Source organism: Mycetohabitans sp. B8 (genome assembly GCF_021991875.1).
Lineage (GTDB): Bacteria > Pseudomonadota > Gammaproteobacteria > Burkholderiales > Burkholderiaceae > Mycetohabitans.
On the sequence record NZ_JAHLKR010000001.1, the window covers coordinates 29,269 to 53,618 of the forward strand.

Consider the following 24,350-nt stretch of genomic DNA (forward strand, 5'->3'; position numbering starts at 1 on the left):
GCCTCGGGCGGGCGTCTTGGCGCTCGCCCGACGACTGGCTGGCGTGGCGCTGCTGATCGGCGGTGCTGTCGCGCCGCCGTCCGGCGCGCAGCCGAGGACCGGCAACGCCGGGTCATATGATCCGGCGCAGGCGGTGCGCTTCGGCAATGCGGCGGCGTCCCGCCACCTGATTCCGCCGTCGATGCTTGAGCAACAGGCCAGCGGCGAATACCGGCAATGGGTGCACAACGCCCAGCAGCGAGGACAATTGCTGCCCGACAGCGACCCGCAGGTCAAACGGGTCCGCGCGATGCTGCAAAGGCTCATCCCGTATGCGCTGAAATGGAACGAGCGCGCGAAACTGTGGCAATGGGAAGCCTATGTGGTGCGCTCGCAGCACGTGATGATCCACTGCCTGCCCGGCGGCAAACTGCTGATTGACAGCGCGCTGCTCACGCGTCTACGCCCGAACGACGACGAACTGGCGATGCTGATGGGCCACATGGTAGCCCACGCGTTGCGCGAACACGCGCGCGAGCGCCTGGGGCGGCAACAAGCCACGCAATGGGGTGCCGGCACGGTCCCGCAGTTGCTCGGACTGGCCGAGCCCGGGTCCGCGCCGTTGGGCATCGGCACGCCGCTCGCGCACTTACGCTACGATGCGGCCGACGAGACCGAGGCTGACGTAATCGGCGATGAGATCGCATCGCGTGCCGGTTTTGACCCAAGGGCCGCGCTGACGGTATGGAGCCGCGCCGCCGCCCTGCCGGGCGCCAGCAAGACGAGCTTTATCGCGATCCATCCGATGACGCCGCAGCGCGCTGCCGACCTACGCAAGCGACTGCCCGACATGCTGCCCCTGTACGCAAAGGCGCTCGGCACGACCACCTACGCATTGCCGCGCTACCGACGCAACCGTTGAACCATGTGGCGCCGCCGCAGCGCACGCGCCGCGTGCCGTGTCACGCCGCGCGGCGGCGCAGCGTGTAGTCGTAGTCGATCGTCAGCGGTGCATGGTCGCTGAACTTGATGTCGCGGAAGATCGACGTGCGCCTGGCCGTCGAGGCAATGCCGGCTGTCGCGATCTGGTAGTCGATCCGCCATCCGACGTTTTTCGCATAGGCCTGGCCGCGATTGCTCCACCACGTGTATTGCTCGGGCCGCGGATCCAGCATGCGAAAGACGTCCACATAGCCGAGCTCGTCGAATACCTTGCTTAACCATGCGCGCTCTTCGGGCAGGCACCCAGAGTTCTTCTGGTTGCCCTTCCAATTCTTGATATCGATTTCCTTGTGCACGATGTTGATGTCACCGCAGAAAATCACTTCGCGCTCGCGCCGAAGCGCGTCCAGGTGCGCATAGAAATCGTCCATGAAGCGGTATTTGACCGCCTGCCGCTCGTCACCGCTCGAGCCCGACGGCACATAGACCGATACCAGCGACAGGTCGCCGTAACGCAGCTCGACATAGCGTCCCTCGTGGTCGAACGCCTTGCTGCCGAAGCCGGCGATGAACTCGTCCGGTTCATGCCTTGTATAGAGCCCGGCGCCGCTGTAACCTTTCTTCTGCGCATGCTGAAAATAGCCGGTGAAGCCGTGCGGCGCGAGGAATTCGGGCGTCATGTCCTCCTGCGAGCACTTGATTTCCTGCACGCAGACGATGTCGGCGTTCTGTTCGCCGAACCAGTCGAAAAAGCCTTTCTTCGCGGCGGAACGTATACCGTTCAGGTTGGCAGTGATGACTCGTAGCATGGTTGTTGTTCCCTTGTTGACGCACGATCGTGGGAGCCGGCGGCGCGCGGCAGCCGCCACGGATGACTCGACGACGATGCCGTTGAGCGATGCCCGTGGCCTACCCACGCACTTGCCGCGTAGGGTCAGGACAGCTTTTTCTTTAGCAGTTCGTTGACCTGCTGCGGATTTGCCCGCCCCTTCGTGGCCTTCATCGCCTGGCCGACCAGCGCGTTGAACGCCTTGTCCTTGCCCGCGCGGTATTCGTCGACGGACTTCGGATTGGCGGCAAGCACCTCGTCCAGGATGGCCTCGAGCGCGCCGCTGTCGGAAATCTGCTTGAGTCCCCTGGCGTCGATGATGCGGTCGGCCGCCGCATCGTCGGTGGCCTTCTCGTCCCAGATTGCGCCAAAAATCTCCTTGCCGATCTTGTTCGAGATCGTGCCGTCGGCGATCCGCACGAGAACCAGCGCCAATTGCGCGGCCGATACCGGCGAGCGCGCGATGTCCAGCCCATCGCGGTTCAACTGCGACGCAAGCTCGCCCATCACCCAGTTCGCCGCCATCTTCGCATTCGCAACGCCCACCTTGGACACCACTTGCTCGTAGTACGCGGCAAGCGCCTGTGACGCCGTGAGCACGCCCGCGTCATAGCCGGGCAAGCCGTACTGCTCGGCAAAGCGGCGCTTCATCGCGTCCGGCAATTCCGGCATCGCACGGCGGACCTCGGCGATCCACTCGCTGTCGATCACAAGCGGCATCAGGTCCGGGTCAGGGAAGTAACGGTAGTCATGCGCGTCTTCCTTGCTGCGCATCGAGCGCGTCTCGCCGCGGTCCGGATCATACAGCCGGGTTTCCTGCACGACGGTGCCGCCGTCCTCGATCAACTCGATCTGGCGGCGCACCTCGTATTGGATGGCCTCCTCCAGAAAGCGGAACGAGTTTAGGTTCTTGATTTCGGCGCGTGTGCCCAATGCCTGCTCGCCGAGCCGGCGCACCGACACGTTCGCGTCGCAGCGAAACGAGCCTTCCTGCATGTTCCCGTCGCAAATACCCAGCCAGACGACCAGCGAATGCAACGCCTTTGCATAGGCCACCGCCTCGGCGGCGCTGCGCATGTCCGGCTCGGTCACAATCTCCAGCAGCGGTGTGCCCGCGCGGTTCAGGTCGATGCCGGTCATCCCGGCGAAATCCTCGTGCAACGACTTGCCAGCGTCCTCCTCCAGATGGGCGCGGGTTAACCGGATAGTCTTCTCGTACGCGTCGCGGCCAGCCTTTTCGTTCGCTTCCACCTGGATCGTGATCGAGCCACCTTGCACGACCGGCAACTCATATTGGCTGATCTGGTAGCCCTTGGGCAAATCCGGATAGAAGTAATTCTTGCGCGCAAACACGCTGCGCGGCGCGATCGTCGCGCCAATCGCCAGCCCGAAGCGTATTGCCCGCTCGACAGCGCCCCGGTTCATGATGGGCAGCGCCCCGGGCAAAGCTAGGTCGACTGCGCAGGCCTGCGTGTTCGGCTCAGCGCCGAACCGCGTCGAGGCCCCGGAGAAAATCTTCGATTGGGTCGACAGCTGCGCGTGTGTCTCCAGCCCGATTACCACTTCCCACTGCATAGTCAGACTCCTGCGGGCGCTTGCCGGTGCCAATCGGTGACGCGCTGGAACGCATCAGCGACTTGCAGCATCCGCGCTTCGTTGAAATAGTTGCCGATAATCTGCAGGCCGATCGGCCGCGCCGCATGGGCGCCGGTGCCAAAGCCGCACGGCACGCTCATGCCCGGCAATCCGGCCAGGCTCGCGGACAGCGTATAGATGTCCGCCAAGTACATCTGCAGCGGATCGTCGGCCTTCTCGCCCAGATTCCACGCGACGCTCGGCGACACCGGGCCCATGATCACATCGCATTGCGCGAACGCGTCCTGGAAGTCCTGCGCGATGATCCGGCGGATCTTTTGAGCCTGCAGGTAGTACGCGTCATAGTAGCCGTGTGACAGCACGTATGTGCCGACCAGGATGCGGCGCTTGACCTCGGCGCCGAAGCCCTCCGAGCGTGTCTTCGTATACATGTCGAGCAGGTCGCGGTACTCGGCCGCGCGATGGCCGTAGCGCACGCCGTCAAAACGCGACAGATTCGACGATGCCTCGGCTGGCGCGATCACGTAGTAGACCGGGATCGACAGCTCCGTCTTAGGCAGCGATACGTCCACCAGTGTCGCGCCAAGCTCTTCGTATTGCCGCAGTGCCGCATCGATCGCCGCCCGCACGTCGCCCGACAGCCCTGCGCCGAAGTACTCGCGCGGCAATCCGATGCGCAGCCCGGCGAGTGGGCGATCGGCGAGCGCGCCAGCATCCTGCCACGGCTTACCGAGCCAGCGCGTGTAGTCTTCCGCGTCGCGTTGCAAGCTCGTCGAATCGCGCGGGTCAAAACCGCTCATCGCGCCTAGCACGAGCGCGCAATCGGCTGCCGAACGCGCCATCGGCCCTGCCTGGTCGAGCGACGACGCGAACGCGATCATCCCGTAGCGGGAGACGCGACCGTAGGTCGGCTTGATGCCGGTGATCCCAGTCAGCGACGCCGGCTGGCGAATCGAGCCGCCGGTGTCGGTGCCGGTGGCCACAGGCGCCAGTGCGGCGGCCACCGCTGCGGCCGAACCGCCCGAGGAGCCGCCCGGCACCGCATTACGGTCCCACGGGTTGCGTACCGGGCCGAAGAACGAATTCTCGTTGGACGAGCCCATCGCGAACTCGTCCATGTTGGTCTTGCCCAGCGTGACCATGCCCGCCGCCGCCAGCCGCTCGACGACCGTCGCGTCGAACGGACTCACGTAGTCGGCCAGCATCCGAGAGCCGGCGCTGGACTTCCAGCCGCGGGTCACGAACACGTCCTTGTGCGCAACCGGCAGGCCGAGCAGCGGCCCGCGCTCGCCGCGCGCGAGCCGCTGGTCAGCCGCGCGCGCCGCGTCCAACGTCAGTGGCGGATTCACATCGATGAACGCGTTCAACTCGCGTGCGGCCTCGATACGCTGCAGGAAGTGCTGCGCAAGCTCGAGTGCCGATACCTGCTTCGTATCGAGCGCGGCGCGCAATTCAGTAAGGCTTTTCTGATGCATCGTGCGGTTTTCCTGCGTCGCGTTATTCGATCACTTTCGGTACCAGATACAGGCCGTCCTGCACCGCCGGCGCGCAGCGCTGGTTGTCCTCACGCCGCACGTGCTCGGTCACAGTATCTTCGCGCAGCCTCAGCGCGACGTCCTCGATCTGCTCGGTCGGATGCGCGAGTGGCGCGATGCTAGTCGTGTCCACGGCCTGCATCTGCTCGACCAAGCCGAAGAACTGGTTCAGTTGCTCGAGTGTGTGCTCGGCCTCGCGTTGCCCGAGCTCGATGCGCGCTAGGTGCGCAATGCGGTTTACGTCAGTGGGGGTCAAGGCCATGCGGTCACCAAGGATGGAGGGGGAAAAGCGGGCCAAAACGTCCCCCGCTTTTCTTCGAATGAGCTGAAATTATAAGGTATCATTACGCGTTCGCCCCAAACCCGGTCGGCCTTACCGTCATCTTTCAGCAATGGTCCTCCGCACGCACGTCCTCCCGTGGCTGCGGCATTCGTGTTGCCCAGATGCGCGCACCGCCTGCGCCGGTAAAATTTTTGTTCCCGCAGCTTCGTGACTGCGCGGCGGCCGCCTTCCGGACCTCTGCCGAAGCTGTTGTTTTACCCGCCGCCGGCGCATACGCACATTTCCCGCGACCGGCATCCGCGAGACAGGATTTTTAATGTTCGGTTTTCTCCGCAGCTATTTCTCGAACGATCTGGCGATCGACCTAGGCACCGCCAACACACTGATCTACATGCGCGGCAAGGGTATCGTGCTCGACGAGCCGTCGGTTGTGTCGATCCGCCAAGAAGGCGGACCCAACGGAAAAAAGACGATCCAGGCCGTGGGCAGAGAAGCTAAACAGATGCTCGGCAAAGTGCCGGGCAACATCGAAGCGATCCGCCCGATGAAGGATGGCGTGATCGCCGACTTCCGCGTCACCGAGCAGATGATCAAGCAGTTCATTAAGACCGCGCACGAGTCGAGGATGTTCTCGCCGTCGCCGCGGATCATCATCTGCGTGCCGTGCGGCTCGACACAGGTCGAGCGTCGAGCGATTCGCGAAGCTGCGCTCGGCGCCGGCGCATCGCAGGTCTACCTGATCGAGGAACCGATGGCCGCGGCGATTGGTGCCGGCCTACCCGTGTCGGAGGCGACCGGCTCGATGGTCGTGGACATCGGCGGCGGCACGACCGAAGTGGGCGTGATTTCGCTCGGCGGCATCGTATACAAGGGCTCGGTACGGGTTGGCGGCGACAAGTTTGATGAGGCGATCGTCAACTACATTCGCCGCAACTACGGCATGTTGATCGGCGAGCAGACCGCCGAGGCGATCAAGAAGGAAATTGGCTCAGCGTTCCCCGGCTCCGAAGTGAAGGAAATGGAGGTCAAGGGCCGCAACCTGTCCGAGGGGATCCCGCGCAGCTTCACGATCTCAAGCAACGAGATCTTAGAAGCGCTGACAGACCCGTTGAACCAGATCGTCTCGTCGGTCAAGATCGCACTGGAGCAGACACCGCCGGAACTGGGCGCCGATATCGCCGAGCGCGGCATGATGCTGACTGGCGGCGGCGCCCTGCTGCGCGACCTGGACCGGCTGCTCGCGGAGGAAACGGGGCTGCCGGTACTGGTAGCCGAGGATCCGCTCACGTGCGTGGTGCGCGGCTCCGGCATGGCGCTCGAGCGGATGGACAAGCTCGGCAGCATCTTCTCGTACGAGTGATCAGACTGAAGTAAGCGCGGTTTCGGGCGTCGACCATGGAATACAGTCCGCCGCCCCTGTTCAAGCAAGGTCCTTCGGCGCTCGCGCGTCTGTTCACGTTTGTCGGTCTCGCGCTCATGCTGTTGATTACCGACGCGCGTTTCCAGACGCTCGAAGTCGTGCGCGAAGTGATCGGCACGGGGCTTTATCCTTTACAACGCGCGGCGCTGGTGCCGCGTGATCTAATCGTCGGCGGCACCGACCTATTCGTCACGATCCATTCGTTGCGCAGCGAGAACCAGACGCTGCGCGACAAAAACCTGCAATTGTCGGTACATGCGTCGCAAGCGGCCCACTTGCTGGCCGAGAACGAACATCTGCGCCGGCTGCTGCAGTTGCAGCAGCATTCAACGATACAGACAACGCCCACCGAGATTCAGTACGACACGCGCGACCCGTTCACGCAGAAGGTCATCATCGCCGGCGGCAGCCAGCAAGATGTGCAGGCAGGCGCACCGGTGGTGAACGAAAAAGGCGTAATCGGGCAAGTCACGCGCGTCTTCCCGTTGCAATCTGAAGTCACGCTGTTGACCGATAAGGATCAGGCGGTGCCGGTGCAGGTGGCACGCACCGGTATTCGCAGCGTGATCTACGGCACCCCCAAGGGTGACGTACTGGATCTGAGGTTCGTGCCGACCAGCGCCGATGTGAAAATTGGCGACGAACTGGTCACAAACGGGCTGGACGGCGTCTACCCGCCAGGACTGCCGGTGGCCAAGGTGATTCGCGTCGACCACCAAGCGGACACCACATTCGCCCGAGTGGTCTGCGAGCCGCTCGCGCCGGTGCGAGGCGCCCGTCAGTTGTTGGTACTGCGCTACGATCCGCGCACGCCGCCGCGTCCTACCGACACGGACACCGGCGCGGCCAAGGTCGCCGGCAAGGCAAAGGCCAGGAAGGACGCGAAGGCAGCCGCTGGCAACAGCACCGCGAAACCGGCCGCCACACCCGCCCGAACTGCGTCGGCCACGGTAACCGGAGCACGGCAATGAACCGACCCCATCACATCCTGCTGCCGGTCAATCCGTACTTCATTGCGTTCAGCCTGGCCGCCGCGTTTTTTTTGAATCTGCTGCCATGGGGCAAGTGGGTCGGCGTGCCCGATTTCGTCGCGATCGTGCTGCTGTTCTGGAACGTGCATCAACCGCGCAAGGTCGGCATGGGCATCGCGTTCCTGCTTGGGCTGCTGATCGACGTACACGATGCGGGCCTGTTTGGCGAGCACGCGCTCGCCTACACACTGCTGTCGTACGGAGCAATCATGGTGCACCGGCGCGTGCTGTGGCTCTCGCTGGGCGCGCAGGTCTTTGTCGTGATGCCGCTGCTGGTGGTCGCGCAGGCCGTGCCGTTCGTGATTCGGCTGCTTGCCGGCGGCGCATTCCCGGGCTGGGGCTACTTGCTGGACGGCTTCGTCGGCGCACTGCTGTGGCCGGTTACAAGCGTGCTGCTGCTGTTGCCGCAGAAACGCGCGGCCGACCCCGACGACACGCGACCGATTTGACCGGGCCCGCTCTCAGATGACGGAGTTCAACAATCCCCGGCAGGCACTGGCGCGCTTCAAGCTTCGCGTGGCCGCCGCGGGCGTGTTCATGCTCGCGTGCTTCGCGCTGATCGGCTGTCGCTTTCTGTACCTGCAGGTCTGGAACTACAATAAATATTCGCTGCAGGCTAACGAAAACCGCATCTCGGTCGCGCCGATCGTGCCAAATCGCGGCATCATCATCGACCGCAACGGCGTGGTGCTCGCGAAGAACTATTCGGCCTACACGTTGGAGATCACGCCATCGAAGATCGACGGCACACTGGATGAGGTCATCGAGCGGCTGTCGGACGTGGTCAATATCGATGCACGCGACCGCCGCCGCTTCAAGAAGCTGCAGGAGGACTCGAAAAACTTTGAGAGTCTACCGATTCGCACGCGACTGACCGACGACGAAGTGGCCCGCTTCACCGTGCAGCGCTACCGATTTCCGGGCGTGGAAGTGCGCGCGCGGCTGTTCCGGCAGTACCCGCTCGGTACGACCGCGGCGCACGTGATCGGCTACATCGGCCGTATTTCACAACGCGACCAGGAGCGCATCGACGCGGCCAGCGAAAAAAACGACAGTGACCCGGAGCACTATGATCCGCGGCTCGATGCGAACAACTACAACGGCACCGACTATATCGGCAAGATCGGCGTCGAGCAGAGCTACGAGACCGAGTTGCACGGCGTGACGGGCTTCGAAGAAGTTGAGGTGACCGCGGGCGGCCGCCCGGTGCGCACGCTGTCGCGCACCCAGGCCAAGCCCGGTAACAATCTGCGGCTGTCACTCGATATCGGCCTGCAGCAAAGCGCGGAACAGGCATTTGCAGGCAAGCGCGGCGCGCTGGTCGCCATCGAACCGTCCACGGGCGACGTGCTTGCGTTCGTGTCGTCGCCCAGCTTCGATCCGAACCTGTTCGTCGATGGCATCGATCAGCCAACCTGGGACGAGTTGAACACGTCACCCGACCGGCCGCTGCTGAACCGGCCGCTACGTGGGACCTATCCGCCTGGCTCGACATACAAGCCATTCATGGCGCTGGCTGCGCTCGCCACGCACAAGCGTACGCCGAACTGGGGCTTCCAGGACCCGGGCTCGTACACGCTCGGCGGCCACACATTCCGCAACGACGTGCCACAGGGGCAGGGCTGGGTCGACATGTACCGCTCGATCGTCGTGTCCAACGACACGTATTACTACATGCTTGCGCACGATCTGGGCGTCAACACGATTGCGAATTTTATGAAGCAGTGGAGGTTCGGCCAGCAGACCGGTATCGACGTCGAGGGCGAGGCCCGCGGTGTGCTGCCGTCCACCGACTGGAAGAAACGCGCCTATCGCAAGCCCGAGCAGCAGCGCTGGTACGAAGGCGAGACGATCAGTCTCGGCATCGGCCAAGGCTACAATTCGTATACGATCTTGCAACTCGCGCACGCTGTCGCGACGCTGGCGAACAACGGCGTGATCATGAAACCTCACTTGGTCAAGGATGTCGAGAACCCGATCACGCGCGAATTCCGGCTGACGGTGCCCAAACCCAGTGGCCGCATCCAAGGCATCACGCAAGCGGACATCGACGTCGTCAAGCATGCGATGAAAAGCGTGATGGACAGCCCTTCAGGCACCGCGTACAAAATCTTTGGTAACGCCCCCTATACGTCAGCCGGCAAGACCGGTACGGCGCAAGTATTTTCGCTGCAAGGCCAGAAATACCGTGCGCACGCGCTGGCCGAACACCTGCGTGACCACGCGCTGTTCATCGCGTTCGCGCCGGTCGAGCGCCCGCAGATCGCGCTCGCATTGATCGTCGAGAATGGCGGTTGGGGAGCCCGGGCGGCCGGCCCAATTGCCCGCAAGGTGCTTGACTATTATCTGATTGACCGCGTCAAACCCGGTGCCGAAGCCGCCGCCATCGCGATGGCGGCGTCGGCGACTGACCTCGGTGGTACGCCGATGATCGACGGCGCACAGACCCCGATGCAAGCCGCACTGCCAGCGTCGGTAGTCAGCAGTAGCGCCGCCTTCGCGCCACAGGCCGCGTCGAACCCAGCCGTCGCAGCGGCGGTGACGTCTGCGTCGGCGCTCGCAGATGCGGCGCGCAAAAGTACTCGCAGCACTCCGCCACGCGGCGCTGCGGGCGCTGTGGGCGCGTCGGCGGCCGACACGCCGGCCACGTTGAATCGATCCGGGGACGCGCACGGCGCTACCCCGGCGCACTAGGAGTCGCCATGCCCATCGAGCCCCGCGTGCTGATTGGACGCGCAAAACGGATGTTTGCTGGCTTCGACAAGCCACTTGCGCTGATCGTCTTCTTGTTGCTATGCGTGGGTCTGCTCACGCTGTACAGCGCCAGCATGGACGTACCCGGACGCGTCGAGGACCAGATCCGCAATATCCTGCTCACATTCGTGCTGATGTGGGCGATCGCGAACGTCCCGCCGCAGACGCTGATGCGTTTTGCCGTGCCCGCCTACTCGTTCGGCGTGGCACTGCTCATCGCCGTGGCGCTGTTCGGCTTGACTAAGAAAGGCGCCAAACGCTGGATCAATGTCGGCGTCGTGGTCCAGCCATCTGAAATTCTGAAAATTGCCATGCCGCTGATGCTCGCGTGGTACTACCAGCGACGCGAGGGCGTGATACGGTGGTACGACTACCTGATCGGCCTAATCATCCTGGCAGTGCCGGTCGGGCTGATCGCCAAACAGCCCGACTTGGGTACTGCGATCCTGGTGCTGTCCACGGGACTATTCGTGATCTACTTCGCGGGCCTGAGCTTCAAGCTCATCGTGCCGCTGTTGCTGGCGCTGGTGATCGGCGTCGGCTCATTGATCGCAACCGAGGACCGGATTTGTCAGCCAGACGTGCAATGGGTTCTGCTGCACGACTACCAGAAGCACCGCGTCTGCACGCTGCTCGATCCAAGTTCAGACCCGCTTGGCAAAGGATTTCACACGATCCAGGCGGTCATCGCGATCGGCTCCGGCGGAGCCTTCGGCAAAGGCTGGCTCAAGGGAACGCAGGCGCACCTGGAGTTCATTCCGGAAAAACACACGGACTTCATTTTCGCCGTGTTCTCCGAAGAGTTTGGCCTGGCCGGCGGGCTCGTGCTGCTGTTCCTGTACCTGCTGCTCGTCGCGCGTGGCCTGTACATCGCGGCCAACGGCGCCACGCTGTTCGGCCGATTGCTGGCCGGGGCGCTGGCGCTGTCCTTCTTTATGTACACCTTCGTCAATATCGGCATGGTCAGCGGTATTCTGCCCGTGGTAGGCGTACCGCTGCCATTCATGAGCTACGGCGGCACCGCGCTGATCACACTGGGCATCGCGATCGGGATGATCATGAGCGTGGCGCGACAAAAGCGCCTGATGCAAAGCTAACGACCAGTGACGTACGGCACAGTTATGTCACCAGCCTCTGCGGCCTTCTTGTACTAATAGAACGCCTGCGCGTTGTCGCGCACCGTGCCGCGCCTGTCCAGGACGGGTTTGCGAGCGCAAGCCGAGCCTGCGTATGGCCGTGTCGCGCCGCGAGCAGGAACCAGCGGTGCACCTCGGCCGGGTCGCACGCCCGCATAGGGCTCATCGCCGCACCTCTTGCAGCGCATCGCGCGCCGCACAGACCATCCAACTTAGATCCGCGGCGAGTGCGATGCCATTGAATCCCGCATCGCGCGCCTGCCGTGCCGTTGCGACGTCTGCGGCAAAGATCCCTGCGCCGACGCCGGCGCGGCGCGTGGCCTGCAGCACCGTTGCGATGGCCTGTTGTACATCTGGATGGCGTATGTCGCCCAGATGCCCAAGGCTGGCCGCCAAGTCCGCTGGGCCGACGAACACCATGTCGATGCCGGGCGTCGCAGCGATCGCGTCCACTTGCTCCAGCGCACGCGACGACTCCACTTGCACGATCGTGGCGATCTGCTCGTTCGCCGTTTGCAAATAGTCGCGCCGCGCGCCATAGGCGGCCGCGCGCACTGCGCCTGCAACACCGCGCAGCCCATCGAGCGCACCGGAAGTCGGGTAACGGGTCAGGCGCGCAATGCGCGCGGCATCCTCGGCTGTCTCTACGTTCGGAAACATCAGGGTGCGCGCGCCGGCATCCAGTACTCGCTTGACGAGCCAGCCGTCGTGCGACGGTACCCTCACAATGGCCTCGGTCGGCAAATGCGCAGCAGCGATTGCGCGCAACTGCTCGACCACATCGTGTGTATCGTTCGGCGCGTGCTCCATGTCGATGCACAACCAGTCGAAGCCGGCGTGCGTGAGCGCTTCCGCGGCAGTCGGACTGCCCAGCGACAACCACAAGCCGAACAACGGTTCGGCCTCGCGAAGTCGGGGTTTGAGCGAATTGGTCAACGTATTCATCGTGCCGCTCCAGTGCAGATGGCACGATCATACGCCCGCTCAGTCGCGGGTGATATCGGCCCAGCAATTGGGCGTCTCATACAAGCGTATCTTGGCCAGCCGCAGGTTAATGCCGTAATGCGCATCATAGACGTGGGCCAGGATCTCGAACGCCTTGGCTGCCAAATTCTCGACAGTCGGAATCCGGTCCAGCACGACCGTCTTGTGCTCGGGCAGCGTATCAAGGAAAGAGCGGACCATCACGTCCTGCTCATAGACGATGAACGCGTGATCCCACACGTTCACCAAGTGCTCCATCGCCAGCCGCTTCACGTCGGCAAAGTCCATCACCATGCCGCGATCCGGCGCGCCCTCCGTATCGATGAGTTCGCCCTGCAGGGTAATTTCCAGCACATACCGATGGCCGTGCAGGTTCCTGCACTGGCTGCGGTGATCCGGGATACGATGGCCTGCGTCGAATGCGAGTTTGCGCGTGATAGTCAGCACGGTGGTCCAGCGCCTGGTTCAGGGAATGTTCAAGTACTTATGCGTCTGCATCGACAGGCGCCATTGGGGATGCCGCTTGCACCAATCCACGGCTAGCTTCGTGTTCAATTCGCGCGATGGACCATCCATCGGTTGCACGAGAAAGTGCTCGAAATCCAACTGCGCGTATTCCGACAATTGCTGATTGTCCTGCGGGATCACGACTTTCAGTTCATTGCCGCGCGTCACCACGAGGGACGAGCCGGTCTTCGGGCTCACGCAGACCCAATCGATACCGGATAGCACCGGCACGGTGCCGTTGGTCTCGATCGCGATGACGAATCGCTCGCGGTGCAGCGCGTCGATCAACGCCGCATCGAGTTGCAACATCGGCTCGCCGCCGGTACAAACGACAAAACGGTATTGTGCCGCAGTCTCGCCGGGCGGCCACAGCGACGCGATCTTCGCCACCAGCGCATCGGCATCGCGATATTTGCCGCCGTTCTCGCCGTCGGTGCCGACAAAATCGGTGTCGCAAAAGCGGCACACCGCATCCGCGCGGTCCTGTTCGCGGCCCGACCACAGGTTGCAGCCCGCAAAGCGGCAAAACACCGCCGGTCGACCGGCATTGGCGCCCTCTCCCTGCAACGTGTAGAAGATTTCCTTGACCGCGTACGTCATCTCACTGCCTGCCCTTGAAACGTCAAAGCGACGCGGGGTCAACGCGACCGCCATGCCGGAATGCGTGGTAGCCACGTGCGCGCAACCTGCATGCCGGACACTCGCCGCAACCGAAGCCCCAATCGTGCAATTCAGCCCGCTCGCCGACATAGCATGTATGCGTATCGACGCGGATCAGCTCGACCAGCGCTTCGCCGCCGATCGATTCTGCAAGCCGCCAAGTGTCCGCCTTGTCCAGCCACATCAGCGGGGTTTCAAGCACGAAACGCTGGTCCATGCCCAGATTCAGCGCCACTTGCAGCGCCTTCATCGTGTCATCGCGGCAATCTGGATATCCGGAAAAATCCGTTTCGCACATGCCGCCTACCAGCACACCGAGCCCGCGCCGGTATGCTACCGCTGCCGCGATCGTCATGAACATCAAGTTGCGGCCTGGCACGAATGTGTTCGGCAACCCGTTGGCCTGGGTCTCGATCTGGATCTCGCGCGTCATTGCTGTGTCGCTGATCGCCCCCAGCACCGACAGGTCAACGCGATGGTCGTCGCCGAGCGCCGGCTTCCATTGAGGAAACGCGCGGATCAACGCATCGCGGAACCCCTGGCGGCATTCCAGTTCGACGCGGTGCCGCTGCCCATAGTCGAAGCCGATGGTTTCGACGCGATCGTAGCGCGAAAGCGCCCATGCCACGCAGGTGGCCGAGTCCTGCCCACCGGAAAACAATACGAGCGCGCCGCGTTGGGCGTCTGTCCGAGTCACCGTGGCACTCCTTCGATCAGATGCAGGCAGTATAGGCCGGCGCCGCGCGGGCCACTGCGCGCGAGTGTTATACGGTCATCGGCCTGCCGGACCTGCCGGAGGGTTGCGCAAAACAATGGATTTTATCATGCGGACCCAGCGGACTTCACGGACGCACCCACGTCGGCCAATCCAGCATCGCGCTGGCATAAACGGGAAGCCAACTCCACCAAGCGGCGATTCGCTGCGTACGGGCCGTATTCTTGAGCGCGCGCGAGCCCACGCGACACCAAATGCCTGCGTAACGCGTCATCCGTCAGTACGCGCTGCACCCCCTCTGCCATCGCGATCGCGTCACCCACCGGCACCAGCAGTCCTGCTTCACCGCCGGCCAGTACTTCGCGTGGGCCGTTCGGACAATCGCTTGACACAACCGGCGTGCCAAGCGCCATCGCCTCGAGCAACACCATCCCGAACCCCTCGGAGCGGCTACTTAGAACCAACACGCGCGCATGTCGTATGAACGGGAACGGATTCGCATGGAAGCCGGCAAACATGACGCTATCAGCCAGGCCGAGACGGCTGACCCGCTGCTCTAATACCGGGCGATAAGGACCATCACCGACCAGCACGAGCATCGCGTCGCCGTGGCCGCGCTCGCGCATCCGCGCGTACGCGTCCAATAACGTCTCATAATCCTTTTGATCGCCGTCAAGCCGTGCGACCGATACGATATACGGACGTGTCGGTAGTTCGACCGATGCTTCGGACTGTGCCCGGATCGCCGCAGGGTCAATGACATTCGGCAATTCGATGACGTCGCGCAGTTGCGCACCAAATATCTGCCGCGCCTCGCGCGCCATGTCCGCGTTGAGCGCCGCGACCGCCGCGTAGCGTGCGTATTGGCATGCGAGCCGCCTAACCTTGGCTGGCCGATTACCGAGCCGGGCCGCGAGGCTGAAGTGGCTGATGCCGATCCATGGCTTGCCGCCGGCACCCGCATGCTGGCGTAGCGACAGATCGAAGTCGCAGATTAAGTCGTAGCGAGCCGCAAGTGCGCGAATCCGGCGCGCGAACACCTGTCGCAAGCACGGTCGCAACACCAGTTGTTGCACGATACGACCCATCCGGCTGAGCCGGCGTTGCAGCCGCAACGTCTCGAGCCGATACTGCCACGGCCGGTCGGCGAGAAAGTGCACACGCACGTCGTCAGGCAGCTGCGCCCGGAAATGCTGTTCGAATTCTTTCGTCGGAAACCCGACGATCAAGTCGACGTCGAACACGCCCCGATCCAGCGCATGCAACCATCCCATCAGTGCAGTCTCGGTCCCGCCAAGCCCAAAATGGTGGATATGGAATGCGATGCGGGTGCGTGTGTTCTCAGCCGCGCGTGCCACATACCTGTCGTGTTGCATGATTCGTAGGGTCCCTTGCCTGTCTGCGTTACCTTGAGCGCCACATACACTGACAGCGCGGGCCTCACATCCATGAACAAGCGATCAATAAACAAAAACCCAAGAACCTTTCGGCTCTTGGGTTTTTGTCAATCAATCGATGGTGGCCTGGGGCGGAATCGAACCACCGACACGCGGATTTTCAATCCGCTGCTCTACCAACTGAGCTACCGGGCCACGCGAAGCAAGAAGTATATCAAGGTCGGCTGTAGGCCTCAAGTTTTTTGTCGACATAGCAGACGTGGCGCGGGCGGCTTAGCGAAGCAGGCGGCGCGCGGCGGCTTCATTCTGCCTTGTTCTTGCCCAGTTCGACGCCAAGTTGCTTGAGTTTGCGATACAGATGGGTACGCTCCAGCCCGGTCTTTTCCGCGACGCGCGTCATGCTGCCATTTTCACGCGCGAGGTGATATTCAAAGTACGCGCGCTCGAACGCGTCGCGCGCATCGCGAAGCGGAATGTCGAACGAGATGGCCGTGGTCGGCACACCTGCCACGCCATTGGACGCGGCACCCAATGCGTCCGCGATCGGCAATGCCGCCGCTCCAGCGACCGTTTGCGTCGCCGACACCGGCGGCTTACTGACCGCCATCGCCGACGGTGCGGCTTCCCCGCGCGCCAGCCCTTGTTCAACCGCGCTCAACAGCTTCTGCAGCGCAATGGGTTTTTCAAGGAAATTCAGTGCACCAATCTTCGTCGCCTCGACCGCGGTGTCGATCGTCGCGTGCCCTGACATCATGATGACCGGCATCGTCAGTTGGTCCTGTGCCGCCCATTCCTTGAGCAGCGTCACGCCGTCAGTATCCGGCATCCAGATGTCGAGCAGCACGAGGTCCGGCGTCGATTGCTGCCGATACTCGCGGGCCTGTTGTGCGTTTTCGGCGACGTCGACCGCATGTCCTTCGTCGCTCAGGATCTCCGAGAGCAATTCCCGGATACCCATTTCGTCGTCTACCACCAGGATGGTTGCCATTTACGCTACCTTTGTCTGCGCTGTTGCCGCTATTGCTTTTGTATGCGCCGTGTCCTTCGCCGCCGTCGCGGACCGCGGCATGCGCGCGCCGCCTGAAGGGTCCGGTGCATCGACGCCGTCGGCCAACTGCAGGAACAAGATTGATATCTGCGCGCCGGCCACGCCTCCTCCCGGCTTCGTGCGATTGCGAATGTCGATACGCGCACCATGCTCGTCGATAATCTTCTTCACCGTAGCAAGCCCGAGACCTGTCCCTTTAGCTTTGGTCGTGACATAGGGCTCGAACGCGCGTGTCAGGATGCGTGCGGGAAAGCCCGGACCATTATCCGATACGGCAAGCCGGACCGCGACACACGATTGCCCTTGCGCATCGGACTCGCCGTATTCTACTGTCCTGGTCTCGAGCAGGATATACGGGCTCGGAATGTCCGCGACCGCATCCAGCGCATTCTGCAACAGGTTGTGCACGACCTGCCGAAGTTGTGTCGGATCGCCCTTGATCACCGGCAATGCCGACAACTCCACCTTCAACGGACCCTTGCCGTCCTCGATCCCATACAGCGTTAATACTTCGGTGACGAGCTCGTTCAATTGTAAGTTCACGAGCACCGCCGGCGGTGTGCGCGCGTACTCGCGGAAATCGTCAACCATGCGCTTCATGGCGGCGACCTGATTGACGATCGTCGTCGCGCTGCGCTTCAAAAAGCCCGCGTCTTCCGGCGCGAGCTTGTCGCCAAGCTTCATCTGCAACCGCTCGGCCGACAACTGGATCGGCGTGAGCGGATTTTTGATCTCGTGCGCGAGCCGCCGGGCAACTTCGCCCCACGCAATCGAGCGCTGCGCCGAGATCAGGTCGGAGATATCGTCGAACACCACCACATAGCCCGCGGTGCCCACCTGCGGCGCATGAGTCAGGCCGGGCTGCGCGAGGCGGCTGCCGCGCACGAGCAGCGTCAGCGGGTCGCTCTCACCGGGTACCTCGATCGCGACCTGCTGTTGCCAATGCCCCGGGTCGGGCGGCAGACCTTGTTCAGCGGAGCGCGCCGCATCGCGTTCGGCAAACACCTTGCGGATCATCGCGCCAAACGCGCTCAACACGGTGATCTGCTCCAGAGGCATGCCGAGCAGGGCATCAAAAGGTTGCCGGAAAATCCGCTCTGCGCCGCGATTCGCCGTGGTCAGCCGAAACTGGTGATCAAATACAAACACCCCCGCCGTCAGGTTCGCGAGAATACTTTCCAGGTAAGCCTTCGAATGCTCGAGCTCGATCTGGTTGCGCTCGACCGCGGCGCGCGCATCGGAGAGCTGGCGCGTCATTGCGTTGAACGATTGGGTCAGGAAGCCCAGTTCGTCGTTCGTCTTGATTTCGCGCTTGGGCGTGTAATCCCCGCGCGCCACCTCCTTCGTGCCTTGTGCCAGCAGGAACAGCGGACGCGCCAACTGGTTGCCCAACGCCAACGCCAGCATCATCGCGGTAAACGTCGCGAGAAACAACGCAAGCGTCAGCGTACCGATATACATCTTGCGCAAGCCGGTCCTGCCAAGCGCCTTCTCCTGATATTCGCGGTACGCGCGCTGCACGGCGTCGGCATTGTGCGCCAGCGACGACGGCACCTGCTGCGCGATTTGCAGAAAGCGCTCGCTCGGTTGCAGCGCGCTCGTGTCCGTGCTCGGGATACGGACCACCACGCGCAACCGCAATACGTCCTTAACGGCGGTATGCGCACCTGCGCCGCTGTTGTCGACCTCGCCCTCCACGGCCGCATAGCCACGCTCGCGCGCCTGGCCGAGCATCAGCGGCGTGGGCAACTCATCCGGCACAAGCGCCGCAAAATTGGACGACGCCTGCGCGATGACGCGCATTTCGCCGGTCGCGCCGGATACGCTGCGAGCCGGCTCGACAATCGTCGCATCATGCACGCCAAACTGGTCGCGCAGCCGCAGCAACGTCAGCGTGATATTGGACGGATCGGTATTGGCAAGCTGATCTGCCATCAGCCGACCTTTATTCTGCAGGTCTGACAATGACGCATCGAGCATGCCGCGCCCAAGGTTCAGACCGGAGGTCAGTGCCGTCTCGATGTTGATGTCAAACCACGATTCGATGCTGCGCGATACGAACTGCAGCGACACCAGGTAGATGATACCGCCCGGCAGCACACCGACCAGCGCGAAGAACACCGCCAGCTTGGCAAGCAACCGCGTGCCGAAACGCCCCTGCCTAAGCCGGCTGACGATGATCCACACCAATCCACCGACGATCAGCATGAAGATCAACGCGACAACGAAGTTTGCCGTGTACAGCCACGAATAATAGCGGTCGAAGAACTCGGTGTTCGCGCTGGCGAGCGCCAGCAACCCCAACAGCAGCAGCGCGGTCAGCACGAATGTCCCGATCAGCAGCCTGACCAGCAGGCTCTTAAGTCTCGCGCTATTTGCCATGCTCGCCCGCCGTGAACGTGAACCGCTTCCAGTCCGAGGCCAGGTTCCAGTCGCGATTGTTGACCGCGTCGATCTGGAACGGCTTGGGCATCAGTGCGGTATCGAGTTGCATGCGTACCGACGCCGTATAGGTCTCGTCGGGCTTGACCTGCGAGCGATCGATCACGTGCCACGATGTGACATGGCGAATCACCGCCAACGCGTCCTCCAATGTCGGAAAGCCCAGTTGTAACCCGCCGGTGGACACGCGATACTCGCGCGTGAGCGGCTGGAACGACAGCCTTATACTTTGCGACACGTTGACCGGCTGCTCGTCGAACCAATACCAGCGCGCTCGACTCAACTGGAACTCCGTCGTGAAGTACAATGGGATGCCCCGGTTAACGGCGTCTTCAAGGTTACTGTTGAGTTGGAAGTCGAACCGCGCGTCCAGGCTCCAGCCGCTGCCGTCGGCCTGTAACGACGCCCGCTGCACCGAGAACGTGTCCGCGCGCGAGCCCGATGCGAATGTCGCGAACCAGACCGCCAGCACCAGACCGAAAACGGCGACGAGCCGTGACGAGAAAAAGCGTGATTGGGTCACCGTTTCTGAAAGCGCGCGTAGAAGAATCCGTCTTGGTCGAGGTCCGATCGGGCGTCACGGTGAACATCGCAATGATCACCCGGGCGCGCCGCCGTGGGCAGGATCTGGCCCGGCGCGTCCAATCGTACCGCATCTTCGAGCGCGTGTTCAAACCATGCGGCCTGTTGCTCGCCTTCTTCCGGAAAGATCGAGCACGTCACATACAGCAATTGCCCGCCGCGCTCCAGCAGCGGCCAGAGCGCCTGCACGATACGGCGCTGCTCGGCGACCAACGCGATGATGTCGGTGGGACGTCGCAGCCAGCGAATATCCGGATGGCGCCGAACAATGCCCGACGCGGAGCATGGCACATCGGCCAAGATACGGTCGAATCGTCGGCCGTCGTGCCACTGGACCGGCTCGCCCGCATCACCGGTCTGCACGCTGGCGCGCAGCTTCAACCGCGCGAGGTTCTCCTTGATGCGCGCGGCCCGCGCCGCATCACGCTCGAGCGCCACCAACTCGATGTCGGCGCATTCGAGTAGATGCCCGGTCTTGCCGCCGGGCGCCGCACACGCGTCCAGTACGCGCATCCCGTCGCGCACGTCGAGCAGCGCGGCGGCACGCTGCGCACCCGCATCCTGCACTGAAACCGTGCCTTGTGCGAAACCGGGCAATCTTTCGACCGGCATCGGCTCGCGCAGCGTGAGCGCGGTATCCGGGCAAGCCGGGTTGCGCAACGCGTCGATGCCACTTGCCCGTAGCCTCTCGAGATAGGCCACCACATCCGTCTGACGACGGTTCACTCGCAGCGTCATCGGCGCATGCGTGTTGCCCACTTCAAGCAAATGCTGCGCATCGTCGAACCACGCGCGCTGCAGTGCCTCAATCCACCATCGGGGATAGTTCCAGCGGGTGACCGGATTGAGCATCGCTTCGGCGAGCAATGCGGGCCGTGAACGGACCATATTACGTAGCACGGCGTTGACCAATCCCTTCGCATGCGCGACGTGCGCGCGGGCCGCGATCGCATCGACCGCCTGGTTGACCACCGTGAAGTCACGATACGCGCGCGTCGCATCGGGCTCGGCAAGCAACGCGAAGGCGCAGCGCAGCACATTCGCCACGTGCTCATCAGGCGCCCTGCGAACCAACGCGGCCAACCACGCGTCAGCCCGTGCCAGTTGCCGCGTCGCGCGATAGGCAAGGTCTTGAATCGCGCCGCGGGCCTGCACCGACGCGATGTCCGCATAGACGGTGGCCAGCGCGTCCGGTAGCGCAGTCCCAGCCCGCAGCCGCGCGAGGGCACGCGCCGCGCCGTCCAACGCAAACGCGAGGGAATCCGGCCGCAGCGTGGCGATGGCGCCGGAGGCCGGCCTTTTCCGAGGCACGTAGCTCACTCAGCTGTAGCGCCCCGTACGCGCCATCGCCATTAGCCGCGCGATCCGCTCCTCGGTCGACGGGTGGGTCGAAAACAGGCTCTGGATCGTGCCGCCGGCCAGCGGGTTCATAATCATCATCTGCGCGGTCGTCGGGTGCTCCTGCGCAGCAGCGAACGGAATGCCCGCCGCATAACGATGGATTTTGTCGAGCGCCGCCGCCAACGCTTGTGGATCACCACTGATCTGCGCGCCGCCGCGGTCCGCCTCGAACTCCCGCGAACGCGAGATCGCCATCTGAATCAGACCGGCGGCCAACGGCGCCAACAGCGCGACCGCGATACCAGCAATCGGGTTGGTTGGCCGGCCCTGCTCGTCCCGACCGCCAAAGAACATCGCGAAGTTGGCCAACGCGGAGATCGCTCCTGCCATCGTCGCCGAAATCGTCGAGATCAGGATGTCGCGGTGCTTGACGTGCGCAAGCTCGTGCGCCATCACACCGCGCATCTCGCGTTCGGACAACACGCGCAGGATACCGGTGGTCGCCGCGACCGCCGCGTGCTCCGGGTTGCGGCCGGTCGCAAACGCATTCGGCTGGTCCTCGTCGATCAGGTACACGCGCGGCATCGGCAGCCCAGCGCGCGTGGCCAGTTCGCGAACCATCCGATAGAACTGTGGCGCGCTGGTTTCGTCGACCTCCTGCGCGTTGTACATCTTCAGCACCATCTGGTCTGAAAACCAGTATGAGAAAAAATTCATTGCCAGTGCGAACACCAGCGCGATCGTCATGCCGCGCGTGCCGCCGATCATGCCGCCAATCACGATGAACAGCGCGGTGATCGCGGCCATCAGCAGCGCGGTCTTGAACCAATTGAACATATTAGCTACTCCGAACCAAACGACCCGTCGTAAGGAATGTGTTAGATAGGGGGATGCATCGAAAATTCAATGCCCGCCCCCCTCAGCGTGTCGTCATCGCCAGCTTGATGCCGAGCCCGATGAAAGCGCTGCCCACACCGCGCTCCAGCCACTGCCTGACCCGCGCGCGCGCCGACAGCCGCTGCGTCGCGGTGCCGGCGATCCAGGCAACGAAACAGGACCAGACCAGGCTCATCGCGACCAATATCCCACCGAGCGCCAGGAACGCTAGCGGCTTGCGGTCACTTTGCGCCGATACGAATTGCGGAAAAAACGATACGAAGAACAGCACGACCTTTGGATTCAGCACGTTCGTCCAAAAACCCTGCAGGTACACCGCGCGCCACGGCCTGGGCACGCCTGCGGCGGCGCCCGCCGTCGTCACACCGCCGGACTGTGGCTTGGCCAGCAGCAACCGAATACCTAAATAAACGAGGTACACTGCCCCCGCGATCTTGATCACCGAAAACGCCGCCGCCGACGCAGCGAGCAGCGCAGTCAGGCCGAACGCGCTCGCCAGCGTGTGCACGCAGGCGCCGGTGGACACGCCGAGCGCGGACAATACACCGGCTTTGCGGCCCTGCGCGAGACTGCGCCCCACGATGTACGCGGTGTCGGGGCCCGGGGTGAGATTGAGCAGGAACACCGCGGTGATGAAGAGCGGAAAATGCGTGATTCCCAGCATGGCAATCCTCTATTGCGACGGTAGCGCAGCCCGTGACCAATCGTTTGGCCCGGTCTCAAAGCGCTGGCCCACGCGCAGCGGAAATCCCGCCACGAATTCCCGGGCGGCAAGCCGCTTGCCTCCCGGCTTTTGCAACTGGGTAGCACGCAACACGTGCTCGCCACAGGCGATCGTCACACCGGCGCTGTCCACGGCCAGAATAGTGCCCGGAGTCAGGTCAGACCCGCCGGCGCGTACCGGCTCGGCGGCCCAAATCTTCAGTGGCGTGCCATCCAGTATCCCATGCGCGGCTGGAAACGGATCAAAAGCACGCACCTTGCATGCGAGCACGTCGGCTGGCAAGCACCAATTGAGCGCCGCCTCCTGCTTCGATAGCTTGTGCGCATACGTGACCCCTTCGCTTGGCTGCGGCGTGGCCGGCAACGAGCCGGTACGCTCCAGTTCGCGCAGCCCGGCGACGACGAGCCGCGCGCCAGTGGCAGCCAGCTTGTCATGCAGCGTCCCCGTCGTGTCCGTCGGCTCGATCGCCACGGCTTCGCGCATGAGCATCGGGCCCGTGTCCAGACCCGCGTCCATCTGCATCAACGTAACACCCGTGACTCGGTCACCGGCCTCGATCGCGCGGTGAATCGGCGCCGCGCCGCGCCAGCGCGGCAACAACGACGCATGGATATTGATACAGCCCTGCGGTGCGATATCGAGCACCGCTTGCGGCAACAGCAGCCCGTATGCAGCCACCACCATCACGTCGTGCGGCGTGGCACGCAACAGCGCCAACGCGTCGGCCGCCTCGAGTGGATATTTGCCGTCGCATCGCAACGAGGGCGGCTGCGCGAGCGCCAATTTCCGCGCCAGCGCGAGCTGTTTAACCGGACTCGACGAGGACTTCATTCCGCGTCCCGCCGCACGATCGGGTTGCGTCAACACGAGCGGCACCGCGAAGCCCGCGTCGTGAATCGCCCGCAGGGCGGTCGCCGCGAACTGTGGCGTACCGGCAAAGATTACGCGAAGGGTAGATGTCATCGCGGCCGTCACATCGCGTGCTCGAGCTTCTTCATTTTCGTCTTGATTCTCATCTGCTTGAGCGGCGACAGGTATTCAACGAATACCTTGCCGAGCAAATGATCCATCTCGTGCTGGATGCAAATCGCCTGCAATCCTTCGCACTCCAACTCGAACGGCTCGCCGTTCTCGTTCAATGCACGCACACGGACCCGCTCGGCGCGTTCCACACTGTCATAGATGCCCGGCACTGACAGGCACCCCTCTTCATTGACCCTGCGTTCATCGCTCGACCAGACAAGCTCCGGGTTGATGAACACGCGCAACGCGTCACGGGTATCCGACACGTCGATGACCACGACGCGCTCGTGGACATCGACCTGCGTGGCGGCTAGCCCGACGCCGGGCGCCGCATACATCGTCTCGGCCATGTCGGCCACCAGCTTGCGAATGCGCTCGTCGACACGTTCGACGGGCTTGGCGACCTTGTGTAAGCGCTTATCGGGGTAATGCAGGATATTGAGCAAAGCCATGATCAATCAGTCCTCTCGAGCGGACTCGTATTCACGCGCAAGCGTCGGCCAATCGGCCGAATCGCCCACCTCT

The 24,350-nt window shown here is 63.2% G+C and carries 23 protein-coding genes, 1 tRNA gene and 1 pseudogene; 6 read left to right on the forward strand and 19 right to left on the reverse strand.

From position 1 onward, the window contains the following. The first annotated feature begins 16 nt into the window (after positions 1 to 16). Positions 17 to 901, forward strand: coding sequence for a M48 family metallopeptidase (locus KQH60_RS00085; RefSeq protein ID WP_237574502.1), 885 nt, complete (start codon positions 17 to 19; stop codon positions 899 to 901). Positions 902 to 941: 40 nt separating this feature from the next. Here KQH60_RS00085 and KQH60_RS00090 read toward each other — a convergent pair whose 3' ends face one another. The 4 genes from KQH60_RS00090 to gatC all read right to left on the reverse strand — a co-directional run bounded on the left by KQH60_RS00090 (position 942) and on the right by gatC (position 5,143). Next, positions 942 to 1,730 carry an exodeoxyribonuclease III gene (locus KQH60_RS00090; RefSeq protein ID WP_237574503.1) on the reverse strand — a complete coding sequence of 263 codons (789 nt, stop codon included), beginning with the start codon at positions 1,728 to 1,730 and terminating at the stop codon, positions 942 to 944. Positions 1,731 to 1,855: 125 nt separating this feature from the next. Next, complete coding sequence (gene gatB / locus KQH60_RS00095) at positions 1,856 to 3,325, reverse strand: Asp-tRNA(Asn)/Glu-tRNA(Gln) amidotransferase subunit GatB (RefSeq protein ID WP_368669300.1); 1,470 nt, start codon at positions 3,323 to 3,325, stop codon at positions 1,856 to 1,858. A gap of 2 nt (positions 3,326 to 3,327) precedes the next feature. After that, positions 3,328 to 4,821 (reverse strand): Asp-tRNA(Asn)/Glu-tRNA(Gln) amidotransferase subunit GatA, encoded by a 1,494-nt coding sequence (gene gatA / locus KQH60_RS00100; RefSeq protein ID WP_237574504.1) that lies wholly within the window; start codon positions 4,819 to 4,821, stop codon positions 3,328 to 3,330. A gap of 22 nt (positions 4,822 to 4,843) precedes the next feature. After that, a complete protein-coding gene (gene gatC / locus KQH60_RS00105; RefSeq protein ID WP_237574505.1) occupies positions 4,844 to 5,143 on the reverse strand; it encodes an Asp-tRNA(Asn)/Glu-tRNA(Gln) amidotransferase subunit GatC in 300 nt (99 codons plus the stop codon). Positions 5,144 to 5,480: 337 nt separating this feature from the next. On the opposite strand from gatC, the gene KQH60_RS00110 reads away from it, so the two are divergent. Genes KQH60_RS00110 through rodA form a run of 5 tightly spaced genes read left to right on the forward strand, consistent with a single transcriptional unit; the run spans position 5,481 to position 11,466 of the window. Further along, positions 5,481 to 6,524: a rod shape-determining protein gene (locus tag KQH60_RS00110; protein ID WP_076785893.1), complete on the forward strand. Its 1,044-nt coding sequence runs from the start codon at positions 5,481 to 5,483 to the stop codon at positions 6,522 to 6,524. 35 nt (positions 6,525 to 6,559) lie between these two features. Next, on the forward strand, positions 6,560 to 7,555 hold the full coding sequence (gene mreC / locus KQH60_RS00115; protein ID WP_237574506.1) for a rod shape-determining protein MreC: 996 nt from the start codon (positions 6,560 to 6,562) through the stop codon (positions 7,553 to 7,555). Continuing rightward, positions 7,552 to 8,064: a rod shape-determining protein MreD gene (gene mreD / locus KQH60_RS00120; protein WP_237574507.1), complete on the forward strand. Its 513-nt coding sequence runs from the start codon at positions 7,552 to 7,554 to the stop codon at positions 8,062 to 8,064. The genes mreC and mreD overlap by 4 nt, the downstream gene beginning before the upstream one ends. Before the next feature lie 16 nt (positions 8,065 to 8,080). Continuing rightward, complete coding sequence (gene mrdA, locus KQH60_RS00125) at positions 8,081 to 10,309, forward strand: penicillin-binding protein 2 (RefSeq protein WP_237574508.1); 2,229 nt, start codon at positions 8,081 to 8,083, stop codon at positions 10,307 to 10,309. A gap of 8 nt (positions 10,310 to 10,317) precedes the next feature. Further along, entirely contained in the window at positions 10,318 to 11,466 is a 1,149-nt protein-coding gene (gene rodA / locus KQH60_RS00130; RefSeq protein WP_237574509.1) for a rod shape-determining protein RodA, read from the forward strand. Between the two features lie 56 nt (positions 11,467 to 11,522). Here rodA and KQH60_RS00135 read toward each other — a convergent pair. From KQH60_RS00135 to def, 15 genes and pseudogenes are all read right to left on the reverse strand, one after another. Beyond that, positions 11,523 to 11,650 (reverse strand): annotated as a pseudogene (locus KQH60_RS00135) (sel1 repeat family protein); the annotation flags it as partial. Between the two features lie 17 nt (positions 11,651 to 11,667). Beyond that, positions 11,668 to 12,450 carry an HpcH/HpaI aldolase/citrate lyase family protein gene (locus tag KQH60_RS00140; RefSeq protein WP_237574510.1) on the reverse strand — a complete coding sequence of 261 codons (783 nt, stop codon included), beginning with the start codon at positions 12,448 to 12,450 and terminating at the stop codon, positions 11,668 to 11,670. A gap of 39 nt (positions 12,451 to 12,489) precedes the next feature. Continuing rightward, the gene (gene queD, locus KQH60_RS00145; RefSeq protein WP_237574511.1) at positions 12,490 to 12,936 is read right to left on the reverse strand and encodes a 6-carboxytetrahydropterin synthase QueD; all 447 of its coding nucleotides are present in this window, start codon (positions 12,934 to 12,936) and stop codon (positions 12,490 to 12,492) included. Positions 12,937 to 12,954: 18 nt separating this feature from the next. Beyond that, positions 12,955 to 13,596, reverse strand: coding sequence for a 7-carboxy-7-deazaguanine synthase (gene queE / locus KQH60_RS00150; protein ID WP_237574512.1), 642 nt, complete (start codon positions 13,594 to 13,596; stop codon positions 12,955 to 12,957). 22 nt (positions 13,597 to 13,618) lie between these two features. Further along, entirely contained in the window at positions 13,619 to 14,353 is a 735-nt protein-coding gene (queC, locus tag KQH60_RS00155; protein WP_237574513.1) for a 7-cyano-7-deazaguanine synthase QueC, read from the reverse strand. Between the two features lie 125 nt (positions 14,354 to 14,478). Further along, positions 14,479 to 15,747, reverse strand: coding sequence for a glycosyltransferase (locus KQH60_RS00160; RefSeq protein ID WP_237574514.1), 1,269 nt, complete (start codon positions 15,745 to 15,747; stop codon positions 14,479 to 14,481). Between the two features lie 140 nt (positions 15,748 to 15,887). After that, positions 15,888 to 15,963 (reverse strand) — tRNA-Phe (locus KQH60_RS00165). A gap of 106 nt (positions 15,964 to 16,069) precedes the next feature. Continuing rightward, a complete protein-coding gene (esaR, locus tag KQH60_RS00170; protein WP_237574515.1) occupies positions 16,070 to 16,756 on the reverse strand; it encodes a response regulator transcription factor EsaR in 687 nt (228 codons plus the stop codon). After that, positions 16,757 to 19,198 carry a PAS domain-containing sensor histidine kinase gene (locus tag KQH60_RS00175; protein WP_237574516.1) on the reverse strand — a complete coding sequence of 814 codons (2,442 nt, stop codon included), beginning with the start codon at positions 19,196 to 19,198 and terminating at the stop codon, positions 16,757 to 16,759. It lies immediately after the preceding gene. Continuing rightward, complete coding sequence (locus KQH60_RS00180) at positions 19,188 to 19,781, reverse strand: DUF4390 domain-containing protein (RefSeq protein WP_237574517.1); 594 nt, start codon at positions 19,779 to 19,781, stop codon at positions 19,188 to 19,190. Before KQH60_RS00180 ends, KQH60_RS00175 begins: the two co-directional genes overlap by 11 nt. Further along, positions 19,778 to 21,160, reverse strand: a complete 1,383-nt coding sequence (gene rsmB / locus KQH60_RS00185) for a 16S rRNA (cytosine(967)-C(5))-methyltransferase RsmB (protein ID WP_237574518.1) — start codon at positions 21,158 to 21,160, stop codon at positions 19,778 to 19,780. The genes KQH60_RS00180 and rsmB overlap by 4 nt, the downstream gene beginning before the upstream one ends. Beyond that, positions 21,161 to 22,018 carry a zinc metalloprotease HtpX gene (gene htpX / locus KQH60_RS00190; protein ID WP_237574519.1) on the reverse strand — a complete coding sequence of 286 codons (858 nt, stop codon included), beginning with the start codon at positions 22,016 to 22,018 and terminating at the stop codon, positions 21,161 to 21,163. A gap of 82 nt (positions 22,019 to 22,100) precedes the next feature. Then, on the reverse strand, positions 22,101 to 22,742 hold the full coding sequence (locus KQH60_RS00195; RefSeq protein WP_237574520.1) for a LysE family translocator: 642 nt from the start codon (positions 22,740 to 22,742) through the stop codon (positions 22,101 to 22,103). Between the two features lie 9 nt (positions 22,743 to 22,751). After that, positions 22,752 to 23,765, reverse strand: coding sequence for a methionyl-tRNA formyltransferase (fmt, locus tag KQH60_RS00200; RefSeq protein ID WP_237574521.1), 1,014 nt, complete (start codon positions 23,763 to 23,765; stop codon positions 22,752 to 22,754). Positions 23,766 to 23,773: 8 nt separating this feature from the next. Beyond that, positions 23,774 to 24,277 (reverse strand): peptide deformylase, encoded by a 504-nt coding sequence (gene def / locus KQH60_RS00205; RefSeq protein WP_237574522.1) that lies wholly within the window; start codon positions 24,275 to 24,277, stop codon positions 23,774 to 23,776. Positions 24,278 to 24,350: the final 73 nt, after the last annotated feature.

Bases quoted from the DNA above. Each gene is read 5' to 3' on its own strand.
- KQH60_RS00090 (WP_237574503.1), bottom strand. From the start codon at position 1,730: ATGCTACGAGTCATCACTGCCAACCTGAACGGTATACGTTCCGCCGCG.
- htpX (WP_237574519.1), bottom strand. From the start codon at position 22,018: ATGTTCAATTGGTTCAAGACCGCGCTGCTGATGGCCGCGATCACCGCG.
- def (WP_237574522.1), bottom strand. From the start codon at position 24,277: ATGGCTTTGCTCAATATCCTGCATTACCCCGATAAGCGCTTACACAAG.
- mrdA (WP_237574508.1), top strand. From the start codon at position 8,081: ATGACGGAGTTCAACAATCCCCGGCAGGCACTGGCGCGCTTCAAGCTT.
- esaR (WP_237574515.1), bottom strand. From the start codon at position 16,756: ATGGCAACCATCCTGGTGGTAGACGACGAAATGGGTATCCGGGAATTG.
- gatB (WP_368669300.1), bottom strand. From the start codon at position 3,325: ATGCAGTGGGAAGTGGTAATCGGGCTGGAGACACACGCGCAGCTGTCG.
- KQH60_RS00160 (WP_237574514.1), bottom strand. From the start codon at position 15,747: ATGCAACACGACAGGTATGTGGCACGCGCGGCTGAGAACACACGCACC.
- queE (WP_237574512.1), bottom strand. From the start codon at position 13,596: ATGACGTACGCGGTCAAGGAAATCTTCTACACGTTGCAGGGAGAGGGC.
- KQH60_RS00140 (WP_237574510.1), bottom strand. From the start codon at position 12,450: ATGAATACGTTGACCAATTCGCTCAAACCCCGACTTCGCGAGGCCGAA.
- KQH60_RS00195 (WP_237574520.1), bottom strand. From the start codon at position 22,742: ATGCTGGGAATCACGCATTTTCCGCTCTTCATCACCGCGGTGTTCCTG.
- fmt (WP_237574521.1), bottom strand. From the start codon at position 23,765: ATGACATCTACCCTTCGCGTAATCTTTGCCGGTACGCCACAGTTCGCG.
- rodA (WP_237574509.1), top strand. From the start codon at position 10,318: ATGCCCATCGAGCCCCGCGTGCTGATTGGACGCGCAAAACGGATGTTT.
- mreC (WP_237574506.1), top strand. From the start codon at position 6,560: ATGGAATACAGTCCGCCGCCCCTGTTCAAGCAAGGTCCTTCGGCGCTC.
- mreD (WP_237574507.1), top strand. From the start codon at position 7,552: ATGAACCGACCCCATCACATCCTGCTGCCGGTCAATCCGTACTTCATT.
- KQH60_RS00110 (WP_076785893.1), top strand. From the start codon at position 5,481: ATGTTCGGTTTTCTCCGCAGCTATTTCTCGAACGATCTGGCGATCGAC.
- gatC (WP_237574505.1), bottom strand. From the start codon at position 5,143: ATGGCCTTGACCCCCACTGACGTAAACCGCATTGCGCACCTAGCGCGC.
- KQH60_RS00175 (WP_237574516.1), bottom strand. From the start codon at position 19,198: ATGGCAAATAGCGCGAGACTTAAGAGCCTGCTGGTCAGGCTGCTGATC.
- gatA (WP_237574504.1), bottom strand. From the start codon at position 4,821: ATGCATCAGAAAAGCCTTACTGAATTGCGCGCCGCGCTCGATACGAAG.